Origin of the sequence: Microbispora sp. NBC_01389 (genome assembly GCF_045040095.1) — a bacterium.
Lineage (GTDB): Bacteria > Actinomycetota > Actinomycetes > Streptosporangiales > Streptosporangiaceae > Microbispora.
Genome location: NZ_CP109552.1, coordinates 5,024,727 through 5,040,929 on the forward strand (window position 1 = coordinate 5,024,727; position 16,203 = coordinate 5,040,929).

The window sequence follows — 16,203 nt, forward strand, 5'->3', positions numbered from 1 at the left end:
CTTGATGTCGAGCAGCACGAGGTCGGTGTCGGCCAGCAGCGCGTCGCTCGCGCGGTCGCCGAGGTATCCCGAGGTGTCCAGCGCGGTGTGCAGGCCGCTGTCGTGGCAGCGGCGCAGCAGCTCGCCGGTGAAGCGGGGCTGCAGCAGCGGTTCGCCGCCGCTGACCGTCACCCCGCCGCCGGCGACGGAGATGAAGCGGCGGTAGCGGTCCACCTCGGTCATGACCTCGTCCACGGTGACCCCGCGGCCGTCGCGCATGCGCCAGGTCTCGGGGTTGTGGCAGTAGAGGCAGCGCAGCGGGCAGCCGCAGGTGAACACCACGAAGCGGGTGCCGGGACCGTCCACGCCGACCGACAGGTCCCACGACTCGATGACGCCGGCGCCCGCCGCCGGCTCCGAAGCGCGGAGCTCGGCGGCGGCGTCCTCCAGCAGCCGGTCCCGCATCACAGCCGCCCGTGGAAGGTGCGGTCGATCACGTCCTGCTGCTGTTCGCGGGTGAGCCGGACGAAGTTCACGGCGTAGCCGGAGACCCGGATCGTGAGCTGCGGGTACTTCTCGGGATGGTCCATCGCGTCGATCAGCGTGGCCCGGTCGAGCACGTTGACGTTCATGTGGAAGCCGCCCGCGTCGAAGTAGCCGTCGAGCACGCCCACCAGGTCGGCGACCCGGTCGCCGGCCGTACGGCCCAGCCCCTCGGGGGTGACCGTGCTGGTCAGCGAGATGCCGTCCTGCGCCTGGTCGTAGGGGAGCTTGGCGACCGACAGCGCCGAGGCGACCAGGCCGTGCCGGTCGCGGCCGTTCATGGGGTTGGCGCCGGGGGCGAACGGCGTGCCGGCCCTGCGCCCGTCCGGGGTGTTGCCGGTGTGCTTGCCGTACACCACGTTGGAGGTGATGGTGAGCACCGACTGGGTGTGCTCGGCGCCCCGGTAGGACGGGTGGCGGCGGATCTTGTCCATGAACGACCGCACCAGGTTCACCGCGATGGCGTCGGCGCGGTCGTCGTTGTTGCCGTACGCCGGGTAGTCGCCCTCGACCACGTAGTCCACGGCCAGCCCGCTCGCGTCGCGGATCACCCGGACGGTCGCGTGCTTCACGGCCGACAGGCTGTCGGCGGCCACCGACAGGCCCGCGATGCCGCAGGCGAGGGTGCGCTTGACGGGGTAGTCGTGCAGCGCCATCTCGACGCGCTCGTAGGCGTACTTGTCGTGCATGTAGTGGATGACGTTGAGCGCGTTCACGTACGTCTTGGCGAGCCAGTCCATCATCCGGTCGAACGCCGCCGCGACCTCCTCGTAGTCGAGCACGTCGCCGGTCACCGCCGGATGGGCCGGGCCGATCTGCTCGCCGGTCATCTCGTCCCGCCCGCCGTTGATCGCGTACAGCAGGGCCTTGGCGAGGTTGACCCGCGCGCCGAAGAACTGCATCTGCCTGCCGACGGGGGCGGCCGAGACGCAGCAGGCGATGGCGGTGTCGTCGCCGTACGCCGGCCGCATCAGCTCGTCGCTCTCGTACTGGAGGGAGCTGGTCTCGATGGACAGCCCGGCGCAGAAGCGCTTGAACGGCTCGGGCAGCCGCGGCGACCAGAGGACGGTCAGGTTCGGCTCCGGGGCCGGGCCGAGGTTGCGCAGCGTCTGCAGGTAGCGGTAGCTGGTGCGGGTGACCAGCGGCCTGCCGTCGGCGCCGATGCCGCCGATCGACTCGGTCACCCAGGTCGGGTCGCCGGAGAAGAGCTGGTCGTACTCGGGGGTGCGCAGGAAGCGGACGATGCGCAGCTTGACGACGAAGTCGTCGACGAGCTCCTGGGCCTCCTGCTCGGTGAGCCGGCCTTCGGCGAGGTCCCGCTCCAGGTAGACGTCCACGAAGGTGGAGGTGCGGCCCAGCGACATCGCCGCGCCGTTCTGTTCCTTCACGGCGGCGAGGTAGGCGAAGTACAGCCACTGGATCGCCTCGTGGGCCGTCGCGGCGGGGTGGGAGATGTCGTGGCCGTAGGAGGCGGCCATGGTCTTCAGCTCGCCGAGCGCGCGGATCTGCTCGGCCAGTTCCTCCCGGTCGCGGATGACCGCGTCGGTGGAGAACTCCCCGTCGAGCGAGCGCAGTTCGGCCCGTTTGGCCTCGACCAGCCGGTCCACGCCGTAGAGGGCGACGCGCCGGTAGTCGCCGATGATGCGCCCGCGGCCGTACGCGTCGGGCAGGCCGGTGACGACCCCGGCGCGGCGGGCCGCCCGGATCTCGGGGGTGTAGGCGTCGAAGACGCCGTCGTTGTGCGTCTTGCGATATTTCGTGAAGATCTCCTTCACCTGCGGGCTGAGCGTGTACCCGTAGGCGGCGAGGCCGTTCTCCACCATCCGAAGCCCGCCCGCCGGCATGATGGCCCGCTTCAGCGGGGCGTCGGTCTGCAGGCCGACGATCAGCTCCCGGCCCCGGTCGATGTAGCCGGGCCGATGCGAGGTGATGGAGGAAGGCGTGGCGGTGTCCACGTCGTACACCCCGCGCCGCCGCTCCTCGGGGAACAGGGCCGACACCTCCGCCCACACCGCGCGGGTCCGCTCGGTCGGGCCGGCCAGGAACGACTCGTCGCCCTCGTACGGCGTGTAGTTGGCCTGGATGAAGTCGCGCACGTCCACCCGCTCGCGCCAGGCCATGCCGCGGAAGCCGCGCCACGCCTCATGCGCGGCTTGCCGCGCGGTCTCCTGTGCCCTGACCGCTGTGACCGTCATCGCCGTCCCCTCTCGCTCGTTCCGCCGCTTCAACTGTCGCCGCCGCCGTCGCCCTGCCTCTGCGAGCGGAGGTCATCGATCACGGGGACCAAAGTCATCCGGGGGGTGGAAGGGGACGGGCGGGGACCTTGTCATCGGTGGCGCCAGGTGTGGGTGTCGTCCTCCTCCCACTCCAGGTGGTCGATCACGTCCACCACACCGTTGACGCCGCGCGCCATTCGGGTGGCCGTCAGGGCGTCGCTGCGCCAGTGCAGGCGACCGGTCAGCGTCACGACGCCATGGTCGACCGTCACGGTCACCATCGACAGGTCGCGGAAGAGGGAACGGCCGAACGTGTCGATCGTGATCTCACGGGCGATGTCGGCGTCCGGACGGGTGAACACCCGCAGCAGGTCGTGCCGGCCGACCATGCCTTCGAGCGTGCCGTCCTCCCCGACGACCGGCAGGTGCGTGACGCCGTGTTGGTCCATGAGCCGGATGGCGAACACCACCGCCGTTCCCGGGCCGATCGTGACGGCCGGGGAGGTCATCAGTTCGGCGGCCGTGTCACCCCGCGACTTCTTGCGCCATCCGCGCCCCGTCCGGCCGAACAGGCGCCGCAGCCGCGCGCGCAGCGGCGGCCGGTAGCTCTCGTGGGCGTACTGCTCCTTGAACTCCTCCTTGAGCAGCAGGTCCGCGTCCGTGACGACTCCGATCACACGGTCGCCGGCGTCGAGCACGGGCACGGCACCCAGGTCCGCGGCGATCAGCACCTGGGCGACCGTCTTGAACGGCGTGCCGCCCTCCACCACAGGGACGTCGCGGGCCATGACCTGGGAGACCTTCACACGCATCTCTTCCTCCTCGGGACATCTCCCGCATCCCATCGCCGCCACCCGGTGCAGGCGGAGAGGCGGAAGGCCTTCGCGCGGGGGCTGTTGCGCCTCTGTCTCCGGCACTTACGCCTCTACAGCCGCTTCGTGCCGATACAGACGATGGCGGCACAGCCAGAGCTGAGGAGGATCACCATGAGGATCGGCATCAACGGGTTCGGCAGGATCGGCAGGGCCGTGCTGCGCCGTGCGCTCCCCATGGGCATCGAGGTCGTCGCGATCAACGACCTCGCGGACGCGGCGACCCTCGCCCATCTGCTCAGGTTCGACTCCACACACGGCCCCCTCGGCGTGCCGGTGACCGCGAGCGCCTCCTCCATCGACGTGGACGGCCGCGGCATCCCGGTCACCGCGCACAGCGATCCGGCGCACATCGACTGGGCGGCCTATGGCGCCGATCTGGTGATCGAGGCCACCGGCAGGTTCCGCACGCGGGACGACGCGGCCCGCCACCTCAAGGGCGGCGCCCGCCGCGTGCTCATCTCCGCGCCCGGCAAGAGCGTGGACGTCAGGCGTCAACGACGCGGCCTACGACCCCCGCCGCCACGAGATCGTCTCGATGGCCTCCTGCACCACCAACTGCGTGGCCCCGATGGTGAAGGTGCTGCACGAGAACTTCGGCGTCGTCCGCGGCTTCATGACGACCGTGCACGCGTACACGGCGGACCAGCGGCTGCTGGACGCGCCGCACAAGGACCCTCGCAGGGCCCGCTCGGCCGCCGTGAACATCGTCCCGACCACGACCGGGGCCGCCCGGATGGTCGGTGAGGTGCTGCCCGAGCTCGCCGGCCGGCTGGACGGCGTCGCGCTGCGCGTCCCGGTCGAGGACGGATCGCTCACCGACCTCGCCGTGGTGCTGTCCCGCCCGGCCGGGGTGCAGGAGGTCAACCGGGCCTTCGCCGGAGCCGCCGACCGGGAGCTGAAGGGCGTGCTGCGCTACAGCACCGACCCGATCGTGTCCCGCGACATCGTGGGCGACCCCGCCTCCTGTGTGTTCGACTCCGCGCTCACTCAGGCGGACGGCGAACTGGTCAAGGTCTTCGGCTGGTACGACAACGAGTGGGGTTACGCCAACCGGCTCATCGAGATGGCCGCCCGCATGGCCGACTGACGGCCGGAGCAGCCGACGAGGCTCAGGACCGTACAAGCCGTATCGAGACGTCTTTCCATCCCCGCCTGCGTCCGCGGAGCTCTGCCCGCGCGGGCGCCGCGGGAGGACGCGGAAAGCCCGGTGAAAGACATCCCAGGAGCTTAGATGTCAAGCAGCGACCGATTCGGGGTGGCTGGACCACGCGGTGGCTTCGTCGTAGAGGGTTCCGGTCTTGAGGCAGCCGTGCAGGATGCCGACGAGGCGGTTGGCGACCTGACGCAGCGCTGTGTTGTAGTCGGCGTCGCGGGCGCGTTGCCTGTCGTAGTAGGCGCGGGCGCCGGGAGAGAAACGGATGGCGGCAGCTGCCTGGGTGATCAGGGCGTCGATCAGGCGGTCGTTGTGCACGAAGCGGGCGGCGATGACCTTCTTCTTGCCCGAGGCGCGGGTGATCGGGCTGGTGCCGGCGTGGTTCTTGCGGGCCTTGGCCGAGGTGTAGCGGTCGGGGTCGTCACCGAATTCTGCGAGCACCCGGGCGCCGAGGACCGCTCCCAGCCCGGGTTGGGAGCAGATGATCTCAGCGGCCGGGTGTCGGCCAAAATGCGCCTCGACCTCCTTGTGCAGGGCGGTGACCACCTCAGGCCGGCTCAACTGTTCGGTGCGCAGCGCGGCCTGGATGGGCGCGGCCTTGGCAGCCAGATCGCCTCGGCGGCCGGCGCGTTTGAGTGCCGACGCAGCGAGTGCCGCAGCCGTTGGGTATGGCGGGTACGTTCCCAGATCAGCGTCTTGTGCATCCGGGCCACGACCTTGACCGCCTCGGCTTGCGGGCTGTCGCCGGCCACCGGCCGCAGCTGGTGGGAGTCCGTGCGGAACGCTCAGCCGTTCCCGGTAGCGGGCGGCCTGCAGCGGGTTGACCGCATACACCGTGTACCCGGCGGCGACCAGCGCCGCCACCCACGGCCCGCGGTCGGTCTCGATCCCGATGATCACCTCCGCCTCTTCGGCCTCCTCGCCAAGTTGCTCGCCGACCATGGCGTGCAGCCGGGTCATCCCTGCCACACCCTCCGGCAGCCGCGCCTTGGCCAGGCGCCGGCCCGAGGCGTCCATCAGCTCCACATCGTGGTGCGCCTCGGCCCAGTCATCTCCCACGAACAGTCGCAATGTCTCTCCCGGTTCCAACAGCGCTGGTCAGCGGCCTGCGGGAGAACCATCAGCGACCTAATGAAGCAGTGCTCACGCCGACAGCGGGCGGGCACGACATCCCATCAGCGATCAACTCTCCCGGCCGACCGGCAAGGGCACGATCTTTCACCAGGACTCGGGGTCCAGGAGGGACAAGTGCTCACTTACCGGCGGCTACCAGGCACCGAGTCTGCCGGATGGCGACTCGCTAACACTCATTAGGAGAAGGCAATGCGTGCAGCGGTGGTCACCCGGTTCGACAACCCGATCGAGATTCGTGACGTTCCGGTGCCGGAGCTGCGGCCCGGCCAGGTGCTGGTCCGCATCGAGGCAAGCGGACTGTGCCACACCGACATCCACGCCGCCCGCGGCGACTGGCCGATCAAGCCGGCTCTGCCGTTCACGCCCGGACATGAGGGCATCGGCGTGATCGAGCAGGTTGGCGCCGGCGTCACCGGCCGGGCCGTGGGGGAGCGGGTTGCGGTCCCATGGCTGGGCTACGCCTGCGGCATCTGTGACTACTGTGTGAGCGGGCGCGAGACGCTCTGCGAGCACCAGCTGAACACGGGCTACAGCCTGAACGGCTGCCACGCCGAATACGTCGCCGCCTACGCCAGTCATGTGGTGCCCGTGCCCGAGGCCGTGAACTCGTTCGACGCCGCTCCTCTCACCTGCGCCGGGGTCACCACGTACAAGGCCGTCAAGGTCTCCGGGCTGCGCCCGGCCGAGCGCGCGGCGATCTTCGGCATCGGCGGGCTGGGGCATCTGGCGCAGCAGTACGCGCAGATCTTCGGCGCCGAGACCGTCGCGGTCGACGTGACGGGCGAAAAGCTCCTCCTCGCCGGTGAACTCGGCGCCACTCACGTCGTCAACGCCGCGGCCGACGACCCGGTGGCCGCGATTCGCGACCTGGGCGGTGCCGACGTGGCCGTCGTCCTGGCGGCCGACCCGCGCGTCCTGCAGCAGGCGCACGTGTCGCTGCGTCGGGGCGGACGCCTGGTGCTGGTCTCGCTGCCCCGGGACAACGCAATGTCCCTGCCCGTCTTCGAGACGGTGCTGGGCGGCATCAGCGTGATCGGGTCCATCGTCGGCACCCGCGCCGACCTGGCAGAGGTCTTCCGCCTGCACGCCGCCGGCCGCACGACCGTGAAGTACGAGATCCGCAAACTCGACGACATCAACCAGTCCTTCGAGGACATCCTCGCCGGCCGTATCCCCGCCCGGCTGGTCTTCGAGCTGTGAGACGACCATGACCACCCTCGATTCCCGGCCCGTCCCTGCCGCCTCGCCGTCCTGGCCCACCTGACGCGGGCCCTTCCCCGGCGATAGGCCACTCCGATCGGAGTGCCGGTCTCACGGTGAACGGTCTCCGGCGGCCTGGGCCGAAGGTCCTCCGGCGGGATGCCTTTGGCCTGCGGCCTTCCCGTACAGCCGAATGATCTGCTTGGGGGCATGGAGATCAGCGTGCGAGAGCCGGCCGGACTGAGCGCGGAGGCGGCATCGGAGCGGCTGGCCGAGTACGGGCCGAACGAGTTCCCGCAGCCGAGGCCGCCACGCCTGCCCGTCCGGGCCGCCCGCCAGCTCGCCGACCCCATGTCGATCCTGCTGCTGACAGCCGGACTGGTCACCCTGGTCGTCCTCGGCGAGGTTCCCGAGGGAGCGGCGATCTTGACCATTCTCCTGGTCAACGTGGTCATCGGGGTGAGCCAGGAGACGAAGGCCGACCATGCCGTACGGGCGTTGCGCACCCTCACCGCGCCCATGGCCAAGGTCGTCCGCGACGGCGTCGTACGGAGGGTTCCCGCCGCCGAGGTCGTACCCGGCGATGTCGTGCAGGTCGCGGCCGGAGACCGCGTTCCCGCCGACGCGCGGCTGTCGCAGGCGAACGCCCTGGGCGTGGACGAGTCCATGCTCACCGGAGAGTCGCTGTCGTCCGACAAACGGGCCGCGGAAGCGGTCGGAGCCGGCGGCACGCTCGCCGACCGCCGTGACGAGTTGTTCGCCGGGACGCTCGTCGTCCGGGGTTCGGGGGTGGCCGAGGTGACCCGGACCGGCGCCCGCACCGAGATGGGGCGCATCGCCTCCGCGCTGGGCGGCGGCGTCAAGGGCCCGCTGGCGGTGGAACTCGCACAGGTGTCGCGGCGGATCGGCCTGGTCGCCGTCATGGCGGGTGCGGTGATGATCCTCATCGGACTCACCCGGGTCCAGCGGGGCGAGGCCACGCTCCTCGACATCATCCTGGCCGGGGTGGCGCTGGCCATCGCCGCCGTGCCGGAAAGCCTGGCCGCCGCCGTGACCACGGCACTGGCGCTCGGCTCACAGCGCATGGCGACGCTCGGTGTGATCGTCCGGCGGCTGCCGGCCATCGAGGCGCTCGGCGCGACCACCGTCATCGCCACGGACAAGACAGGAACGCTGACCACCGGGCATCTGACCGTGGCCGACCAGGTGGCGGTGTCCGAAAGCGACCTGTGGCGTGCCGCGCTGCGCTGCAACGACGCCCGCGACGGGCTCGGGGACGCGGTCGACGTGGCCCTCGCCGTGGCCGCCGAGCGGCACGGGACGAGGCTGCCGCCCGACGAGGAACGCCTGGCCGCCCGGCCGTTCGACGCCGAGACGAGGTCGATGGCCGTGATCACCGCGGCCGGCGAGGGCGTTCCTCTGCTGACGGTCAAGGGCGCCCCGGAGGTGGTGCTCGCCCGGTGCGTTCCCGGCCCGGAGACCGAGCGGCTGGCACGAGCGGTGCCCGGTCTGGCGGACCGGGGCCTGCGGGTGCTCACGCTCGCCGACAAGCACACTGACGACCTGGACGCCACAGGGCTGCGTCCGCTGGGCCTGGTCGCGCTCAGCGACGAGATCCGGCCCTCGGCGGCGCGGGCGGTGGCGGACTGCCGCGCCGCCGGCATCCGCGTGGTGATGGTGACCGGCGACCACGCCGACACCGCCCGCGCCATCGCCGAGGAGGTGGGCATCGACGCCGACCCTGTGGTGACGGGCGCCGAGCTCCAGACCCTCGGAGATTCGGACGGCGATCGTTCGAAGCGGTCCGCCCGGCTGCGCGAGGCGGCCGTGCTGGCCCGCGTCGACCCCGCCACCAAACTCGACCTCGTACGCGCCCTGCGTGCGGACGGCCAGGTCGTGGCGATGACCGGCGACGGCGTGAACGACGCCCCGGCGCTGCGCAACGCGGACGTGGGGGTGGCCATGGCCGGGGAGGAGGGAACGGACGTGGCCAGGGAGGCCGCCGCCGTCGTCGTCACCAACGGCGACCTCGGCACCATCGTCGCAGGGGTGCGCGAGGGACGCCGGCTCCGCCACAACGTCGCCTCGATGGTCGGATATCTGCTCACCGGCAACCTCGCGGAGATCCTGATCGTCCTCACCGGCCTGATCGCCTGGCCGGATCTGGTCGTGCCGCTGCTTCCCGTGCAGTTGCTGTGGATCAACCTGGTGCTGGACGGCATCCCCGCCATCGCGCTCGGCGTCGACCGGCCCGCCGGCGACCCGCTGGCACTGCGCCCTTGCACCGGAGGTCTGCTCTCCTGGCCGGTCCTGACCCGGATCGCGCTGCGAGCGGTGGCCGTAGGCGCGCTCGTCTTCGCGGCCGTCGAGGTCGCCCGCCGCCTCGGCTGGAGCGAGGAACAGGTCCGCAGCCAGGCCGTTCTCGCGCTGGTCTTCGCCCGCTTGACCCTCGCCTACGTCGTCAGGGCCCGCCGCCGGACCTTCGAGCGCGGCTGGTGGCGGGGCCGTGCTGTAATGGTCGCGGTGACCGCCGCCGCGGCGCTGCAGGTGCTCGTGACGGTGATTCCGGCGCTGGGCGCGCCGCTCGCGCTGGTGCCTCTGCCACCCGCAGGCTGGGCGATGGCGCTGGGCGCCGCCGTACTCTCGGCCCTGGCGTGCGACATGGTGCGCTCCAACCGGAACGGCAGCGGCCATACGGTCCAGGGTCGGCCCCCACGCGGTGCGTAGCCACCGGCAACCAGCCACGGCCTGACCTCGTGCGCAGTTGATCACACCGGAGTCATTGGGTGCCCGCCGCAGGCCCGGACGCGCCTCGCCTCATCGCGCTGTCAGGCAGGGCGGCGCTGTCAGGCAGGGCGGAGGAGGGCGACCAGGAAGCTCGAGTCATCCCTGAACGGGCGCAGGTCCCAGGTGGACAGCAGCAGGTCGGGTTCGAGCGCGCCGGCTGCCGCGTCCGCCAGGAACTCGCCGAACTCGTAACCGCGGCCGGCGCCAAAGCCGATCACGGCCCGGCCGCCGGGCGCGAGGTGCGCACGGAAGCGCCGCAGCACCTCACGACGGGTGCTTGGCGCGAGGAACGTCATCACGTTCCCCGCGCAGACGACGGCGTCGAACGGCGTGGTGATGCCCTGCGAAGGAAGGTCGAGTTCGGCCAGGTCGCCGACCAGCCATCGCGGGCCGGGGTGGTCCTGCTCGGCGGCCTCGATCAGAGCCGGGTCGACGTCGACGCCGACGACGTCGTGGCCGGCCTCGGCCAACGCACCGCCGACCCGGCCGGATCCGCACCCGGCGTCGAGGATGCGGGCGTGGCGCGGCACCATGGCGTCCACGAGGCGGGCTTCCCCGGCGAGGTCGTCACCTGCGCGAGCCATGGAGCGGAAGCGCTCGATGAACCAGGTGGAGTGACCGGGGTCGGCGGCGACCTTTCCGCATCCAGATGCTCTGTTCAGCCATGTCCGCATTCTCCCGGACTGGAGGAGGGTGATGGACGACCGCCGGACGGAGGAGGGCGTCAGCGGTTGGCCGAAGCCTTCGTCAGCAGGTTGAGGCTCTCGGTGCCTCATTGCCCAGTGGCCGGCCGCCAGGGCAGGTGCACCGGTTCGGCGGGGAGGTCGCCGGCGAGCAGCCGGGGCAGCAGCGCGCCGATGCCGACGGGGAAGACGAGGTCGGAGGTGGCCTGAAGCTCGTGGACGGTCCACCAGCGGTGCGCGGCGATCGCCTCGAGCTCGTGGGCCTCCAGGTCCAGGGGAGCCAGGGCCAGACTGTCGAGGCGGGTGAAGAAGAACGAGTCGACAGCGTGCAGGGTGAACTCGCCGAATCGGGCAGGACCGGAGGAGACGGCCACCACCGGACCCAGCCGCTGCGGAGCCAGGGTGTGACCGGTCTCCTCGAACAGTTCGCGCGCCGCCGCCTGAGCGAGGGTTTCCCGGTCTTCGACACCGCCGCCGGGCGTGGCCCAGAAGTGGGAGACGGGCAGATCGTCGGAGGCCCGGAAACGGAACAGCAGGAGCCGATCGTCGCGGTCGACCAGCAGAACACGGGCGCTGGCCCGCACGGCGGGGGTGGTCACCCTGCCGATCCTAGGCACAGGCGGCGGAGCGAGGCAGGGGGAGGGAAACTGTCGCCGGAGCGTTTCCGAGGAGCCGCAGACGACTTACCGGGGGACTGGTTCGGTGACCGCCGTAGCGGTGTCCGGCAGCTGAAACTTTCAGCTTCCTGTTTCTCGATATTTCCGGGTTCCTATCCCTCGTAGGTACGGACACATGACGCGGGAATGGTGATCACGCCGCTGACGTGGAGCGGGAAGGAGTAGGACTCCTCCTGTGGGGATGGCGCTGATGAGGATGCCTGTGCGCCGCCCCGGTGGCGATGTGGTGGGGGACGACTCCCGCGAATCGCGATGCTATGTTTCGCGCTGTATCCAGTTGTTGTTGCGTAATTGAGACTGCTCTACTTTCGCGTCTCGACGTATCCGAACCGGTTCGACGGTAGTGGCACCCATGTTCCGCCGTGCATCGGCACGTCCTGATGCGGCTGCTGAGAGCAATCCCATGCAGCCGGCCTGCCGTCCGCCACGACAAGACCTGTGAAAGAAGACAAAGGAGGCCACTCTTGAATCTGCGGCTCTTACACAGAGCGCGGCTGTGGGTGAGCATGGTCGCCGGCGCCCTGGCCGTACTGCTGCCGGTGGGGGTGCTGACGGCCGTCAACGCCCAGGCGGCCGCGGGCTGCCGTGTGGCGTACGCGGTCACCTCTCAGTGGCCGGGCGGTTTCACCGCCGACGTGGGCATCACCAACCTCGGTGATCCGATCAACGGATGGAAGCTCACCTGGACGTTCCCCTCGGGGCAGCAGGTCACCCAGCCGTGGAACAGCACGATCACCTCGTCGGGCGCGCAGGTCACCGCCGTCAACGTGAGCTGGAACGCGGCCATCGCGACCAACGCGACGGTCTCCTTCGGCTTCAACGGGTCGTGGTCGAGCGCCAACACCGCGCCGAGCGTCTTCACGCTCAACGGCGTCGCGTGCACCGGGAACGTCGGCTCGCCGTCACCGAGCCCTTCGCCGTCGCCCAGCCCGTCGCCCTCGGCGAGCCCGTCGCGATCCCCCAGCCCTTCGCCGTCGGCGAGCCCGTCGCGGTCCCCCTCGCCGTCTCCCTCGCCTTCGGCGTCGCCCAGCCCGTCGCCGTCTCCCTCGCCGTCGGCGTCTCCGCAGCCGGGCGACGCGATGGCCAGGGTGGCGGCCATGCAGCCCGGCTGGAACCTCGGCAACACCTTCGACGCGATCCCCGACGAGACGTCATGGGGCAACCCGCCGACGACCCAGGCCATGCTGCACTACGTGCGGTCCCAGGGATACAACAGCATCCGGATCCCGATCACCTGGAGCAACCACCACGGCCCGGCGCCGGACTACACCCTCGACGCCGCCTGGCTGAGCCGCGTCCGCCAGGTGATCGACTGGTCCCTCGCCGAGGGCTTCTACGTGATGATCAACCTGCATCACGACTCCTGGCAGTGGATCAACGGGTACCCCGGCGACCGTACGACCGTGCTGAACCGGTACAACGCGCTGTGGCGGCAGCTCGCCGGCACGTTCCGTGACTACTCGCAGAAGCTGGTGTTCGAGAGCATCAACGAGCCGCAGTTCACCGGCACCTCGGGTGACAGCGAGAGCGACCAGGTGCTGAACGAGCTCAACACCGCGTTCGTCCGCCAGGTGCGCGCGTCCGGCGGCGGCAACGCCACCCGGCTGCTCGTGCTGCCCACCCTCTACACCAGCTCCGAGCAGGCCCGGCTGGACGCGTTGACGGGCACCTTCAACCAGCTGCGCGACCCCAACCTCGCCGCGACGGTGCACTTCTACGGGTGGTGGCCGTTCAGCGCCAACATCGCCGGCGGCACCCGCTACGACAGCAACGTCGAAAGCGACCTGGTCGGCGGCTTCGACCGGGTGTACAACACGTTCGTGTCCCGCGGGATCCCCGTGATCATCGGAGAGTGGGCGCTGCTCGCCTACGACTACACCCGGCCCGGCATCATCGAACGCGGCGAGTTCCTGAAGTACATCGAGGCCGTCGGCTACAACGCCCGCATCCGCAAGCTCACCACCATGCTCTGGGACGCGGGCTCGTTCCTGGAGCGCAACGAGCTGCGATGGCGCGACCAGGGCATCTACGAGACGATGAAGGCCAGCTGGACCGTGAGATCCGGTACGGCCTCCTCCGACCAGGTGTATCTCCCGCGCAGCGGCACGATCACCGCCAGGTCGCTCACGCTCAACCTCAACGGCACCTCGTTCCAGGGCCTGCGGCAGGGCAGCACCAACCTCGCGAACGGCACGGACTACACCGTGTCCGGCACCACGCTGACGCTCACCGCGGCCGCCCTCACCCGGCTGGCCGGCAACCGGGCCTACGGCGTGAACGCCACCATCGAGGCCCGCTTCTCCCAGGGCGCGCCCTGGCAGATCAGCATCATCACCTCCGACCCGCCGACCCAGGCCGCCGCCACCGGCACGACCTCCTCGTTCTCCATCCCCACCCAGTTCCGCGGCGACCAGCTCGCCACGATGGAGGCCAAGTACGCCGACGGCAGCGCCGCCGGACCGGCCAACTGGACCTCGTACAAGGAGTTCTGGGCGAGCTTCCAGCCCGACTACACCGCGAACACGATCATCCTGAAACCCGAGTTCTTCGCCGAGGTCAACGACGGCCGCGTCACCCTCACCTTCCACTTCTGGAGTGGAACGAAGATCACCTACTACATCACCAAGTCCGGCACCAAGGTGACCGGCAGCACCACCTGACCAACACACCGACGCGGGGTCGCGGCCACATCGGCCGCGGCCCCCGTCTCCGGTGCGGGTGAACTCCAGAAAGCGAGAACCAGTGGACCTGTCGTTTCTCCGCGGTCGTGGCCGGCGGCGCCGGCTCGCCATGGGCGCGGCTGTGGCACTCGCCGGTGCCGTCCTCACCAGCCCGGGCACCGTGGCCCAGGCGGCGACCCCGGCCGTCGAGGTCACCGTCAACGCCCGTGAGGGCCTTGGCACCGTGCCCGGCACCGCGTACGGCCTCAACCAGGCGGTTTGGGACGGAAACATGAACACCCCGGCGTCGGTGGACCTTCTCGGCAAGGCCGGCGTGCGGATGATGCGGTATCCCGGCGGCTCGTACGGAGACGGCTTCCACTGGAAGACCAGCACCGTCTCCGGCGGCGGGTACGTCGCGCCGGGGACCGACTTCGACTCCTTCAGGGGCACGGTCAAGGCCATCGACGCGCAGGCGATCCTCATCGCGAACTACGGCTCCGGCACGGCCCAGGAGGCCGCCGACTGGGTGAAGTACGCCAACGTCACCAAGGGGTACGGCGTCAAGTACTGGGAGATCGGCAACGAGATCTTCGGCAACGGTCACTACGGCGCCGACTGGGAGCTCGACTACCACGAAAGCAAGAGCCCGGCCACGTACGCGAACAACGTGGTGGAGTACGCCCGGGCGATGAAGGCGGTCGATCCCACGATCAAGATCGGGGCCGTGGTCACCGATCCGGGAAACTGGCCCGACGGCGTCGTCGGAGACGGGGACACCGCCGCCTGGAACCAGACGGTGCTGTCGATCGCGGGACCGTACATCGATTTCGCGATCATGCATTACTACCCGAACCACACCACCGCCGCGGACGTCCTCCAGCAGGTGCGGCTGCTCCCCGGCGAGCTGGAGCAGGTGCGGCGGCAGATCGACCAGTACGCCGGCCGGAACGGCCCCAACATCGGCATCGCGCTGACCGAGACCTCCTCCAACTACCAGTCGGACACCCAGATCGGCGGCCTGTTCACCGCGGACGTCTACTTCGCGGCGCTGGAGAACGGCGTCTTCACGGTGGACTACTGGGACACCCGCAACGGCATGGGCGACGTCACCACCGCGCCCGACGGGACGACGTCGTACGGTGACGGAGGCCTGCTGTCGAGCGGCAACTGCAACGGCGACAACGTCTGCGAACCACCGCTGAACACGCCGTTCGCGCCCTACTACGCGCTGCAGATGCTCAGCAGGGTGGCGCTGCCCGGTGACACGCTGGTCAGGGCCGCCTCCGACAACCGGCTCGTCACCGTGCACGCGGCCCGGAACGCCGACGGCGGCCTCAGCGTCGAACTGGTCAACCAGGACCCCGGCAACGCCTACACCGTCCACCTCGCCTACGACGGCTGGACCCCGAGCAACGCCACGCCGACCGTCCACACGCTCGGCTCCGGGTACACCGCGATCGCCACATCCACGCGGGGCACCGCGAGCACGCAGGTCGTCCCGCCGTACTCGATCGTGACGCTCAAGCTCACGCCGTCGGCCACCAACCCGGTCAGCACCACGCTGACCGCGCCCGGCAGCCCGGTGGCGAGCGACGTCACCGCCGGCACCGCGACCATCTCCTGGCGGCCGTCCACCGGCGGCGCCGTCACCCGCTACGCCGTCTACCGGCAGTTCGGCACCAACAGCGTGCTGCTCGGTGAGTCGACCTCGACCTCCTTCACCGCACGGAACCTGGTCCCCGGCACCTCATACACGCTGAACGTGCTCGCCACCGACCAGAAGGGCCATCTCTCGATGCCCTCGACGCCGGTCACCTTCGTCACGGGGACGCCGCGCGACAGCACCTGCGCCGTCACCTACACCCTCGCGACGGGCTGGGGCAGCGGTTTCGTGGCGAACATCAGCGTCACCAACACCGGTCCCACCCCCATCACGGGGTGGACACTGGCGTTCAGTTTCCCGGCCACGACCGAATCGGTCTCCGACAGCACCTGGAACGGCACCTTCTCGGCGAACGGCACCCACGTGGTCGTCACCCCGGTCAGCTCGAACACCTACCTCGCTCCGAACGCCGGCAACACCGTCAGCCTCGGGTTCGTCGGCAACCAGACCGGCGCCAACCCGCCGCCCGCCTCCTTCACCCTGAACGGCACCGTCTGCACCACGACCTACTCGTACTGACCCGCCCGCGGTGCGGGCGGTCCGGCCCGCACCGCCCGGTCGTACGAGGAACACGTGTCCTCCCCAGCTGTCCAAGATCGGCGATTCGCCATCATCGAATCGATACGACCA

The 16,203-nt window shown here is 70.2% G+C and carries 9 protein-coding genes and 2 pseudogenes; 5 read left to right on the forward strand and 6 right to left on the reverse strand.

What is annotated here, in order from left to right; translation table 11 throughout:
* Positions 1 to 63: 63 nt before the first annotated feature.
* From OG344_RS22795 to OG344_RS22805, 3 genes and pseudogenes are all read right to left on the reverse strand, one after another.
* Positions 64 to 444: pseudogene (locus OG344_RS22795) on the reverse strand (4Fe-4S cluster-binding domain-containing protein); the annotation flags it as partial.
* Positions 444 to 2,717, reverse strand: coding sequence for a formate C-acetyltransferase (gene pflB, locus OG344_RS22800; protein WP_405084797.1), 2,274 nt, complete (start codon positions 2,715 to 2,717; stop codon positions 444 to 446). The pseudogene OG344_RS22795 and the gene pflB, both read right to left, overlap by 1 nt.
* 131 nt (positions 2,718 to 2,848) lie before the next feature.
* Positions 2,849 to 3,550 (reverse strand): CBS domain-containing protein, encoded by a 702-nt coding sequence (locus tag OG344_RS22805; RefSeq protein WP_405084798.1) that lies wholly within the window; start codon positions 3,548 to 3,550, stop codon positions 2,849 to 2,851.
* 168 nt (positions 3,551 to 3,718) lie between these two features.
* Here OG344_RS22805 and gap point away from each other — a divergent pair.
* Positions 3,719 to 4,700 (forward strand): annotated as a pseudogene (gene gap / locus OG344_RS22810) (type I glyceraldehyde-3-phosphate dehydrogenase).
* 147 nt (positions 4,701 to 4,847) lie between these two features.
* On the opposite strand, the gene OG344_RS22815 reads toward gap, so the two are convergent.
* Entirely contained in the window at positions 4,848 to 5,837 is a 990-nt protein-coding gene (locus OG344_RS22815) for a transposase (protein ID WP_405084799.1), read from the reverse strand.
* Positions 5,838 to 6,089: 252 nt separating this feature from the next.
* On the opposite strand from OG344_RS22815, the gene OG344_RS22820 reads away from it, so the two are divergent.
* Together OG344_RS22820 and OG344_RS22825 are read left to right on the forward strand one after the other, a co-directional pair.
* Complete coding sequence (locus OG344_RS22820; protein ID WP_405084800.1) at positions 6,090 to 7,100, forward strand: zinc-dependent alcohol dehydrogenase; 1,011 nt, start codon at positions 6,090 to 6,092, stop codon at positions 7,098 to 7,100.
* A gap of 210 nt (positions 7,101 to 7,310) precedes the next feature.
* A complete protein-coding gene (locus tag OG344_RS22825; protein ID WP_405084801.1) occupies positions 7,311 to 9,827 on the forward strand; it encodes a cation-translocating P-type ATPase in 2,517 nt (838 codons plus the stop codon).
* A 119-nt stretch (positions 9,828 to 9,946) separates the two neighbouring features.
* Here OG344_RS22825 and OG344_RS22830 read toward each other — a convergent pair whose 3' ends face one another.
* Together OG344_RS22830 and OG344_RS22835 are read right to left on the reverse strand one after the other, a co-directional pair.
* Positions 9,947 to 10,561, reverse strand: coding sequence for a class I SAM-dependent methyltransferase (locus OG344_RS22830; protein ID WP_405084802.1), 615 nt, complete (start codon positions 10,559 to 10,561; stop codon positions 9,947 to 9,949).
* Positions 10,562 to 10,659: 98 nt separating this feature from the next.
* Positions 10,660 to 11,169, reverse strand: coding sequence for an NUDIX hydrolase (locus OG344_RS22835; protein WP_405084803.1), 510 nt, complete (start codon positions 11,167 to 11,169; stop codon positions 10,660 to 10,662).
* A 542-nt stretch (positions 11,170 to 11,711) separates the two neighbouring features.
* On the opposite strand from OG344_RS22835, the gene OG344_RS22840 reads away from it, so the two are divergent.
* Both OG344_RS22840 and OG344_RS22845 read left to right on the forward strand, forming a co-directional pair.
* Positions 11,712 to 13,907, forward strand: a complete 2,196-nt coding sequence (locus OG344_RS22840) for a cellulase family glycosylhydrolase (RefSeq protein WP_405084804.1) — start codon at positions 11,712 to 11,714, stop codon at positions 13,905 to 13,907.
* 82 nt (positions 13,908 to 13,989) lie between these two features.
* Positions 13,990 to 16,092: a cellulose binding domain-containing protein gene (locus OG344_RS22845; RefSeq protein WP_405084805.1), complete on the forward strand. Its 2,103-nt coding sequence runs from the start codon at positions 13,990 to 13,992 to the stop codon at positions 16,090 to 16,092.
* Positions 16,093 to 16,203: the final 111 nt, after the last annotated feature.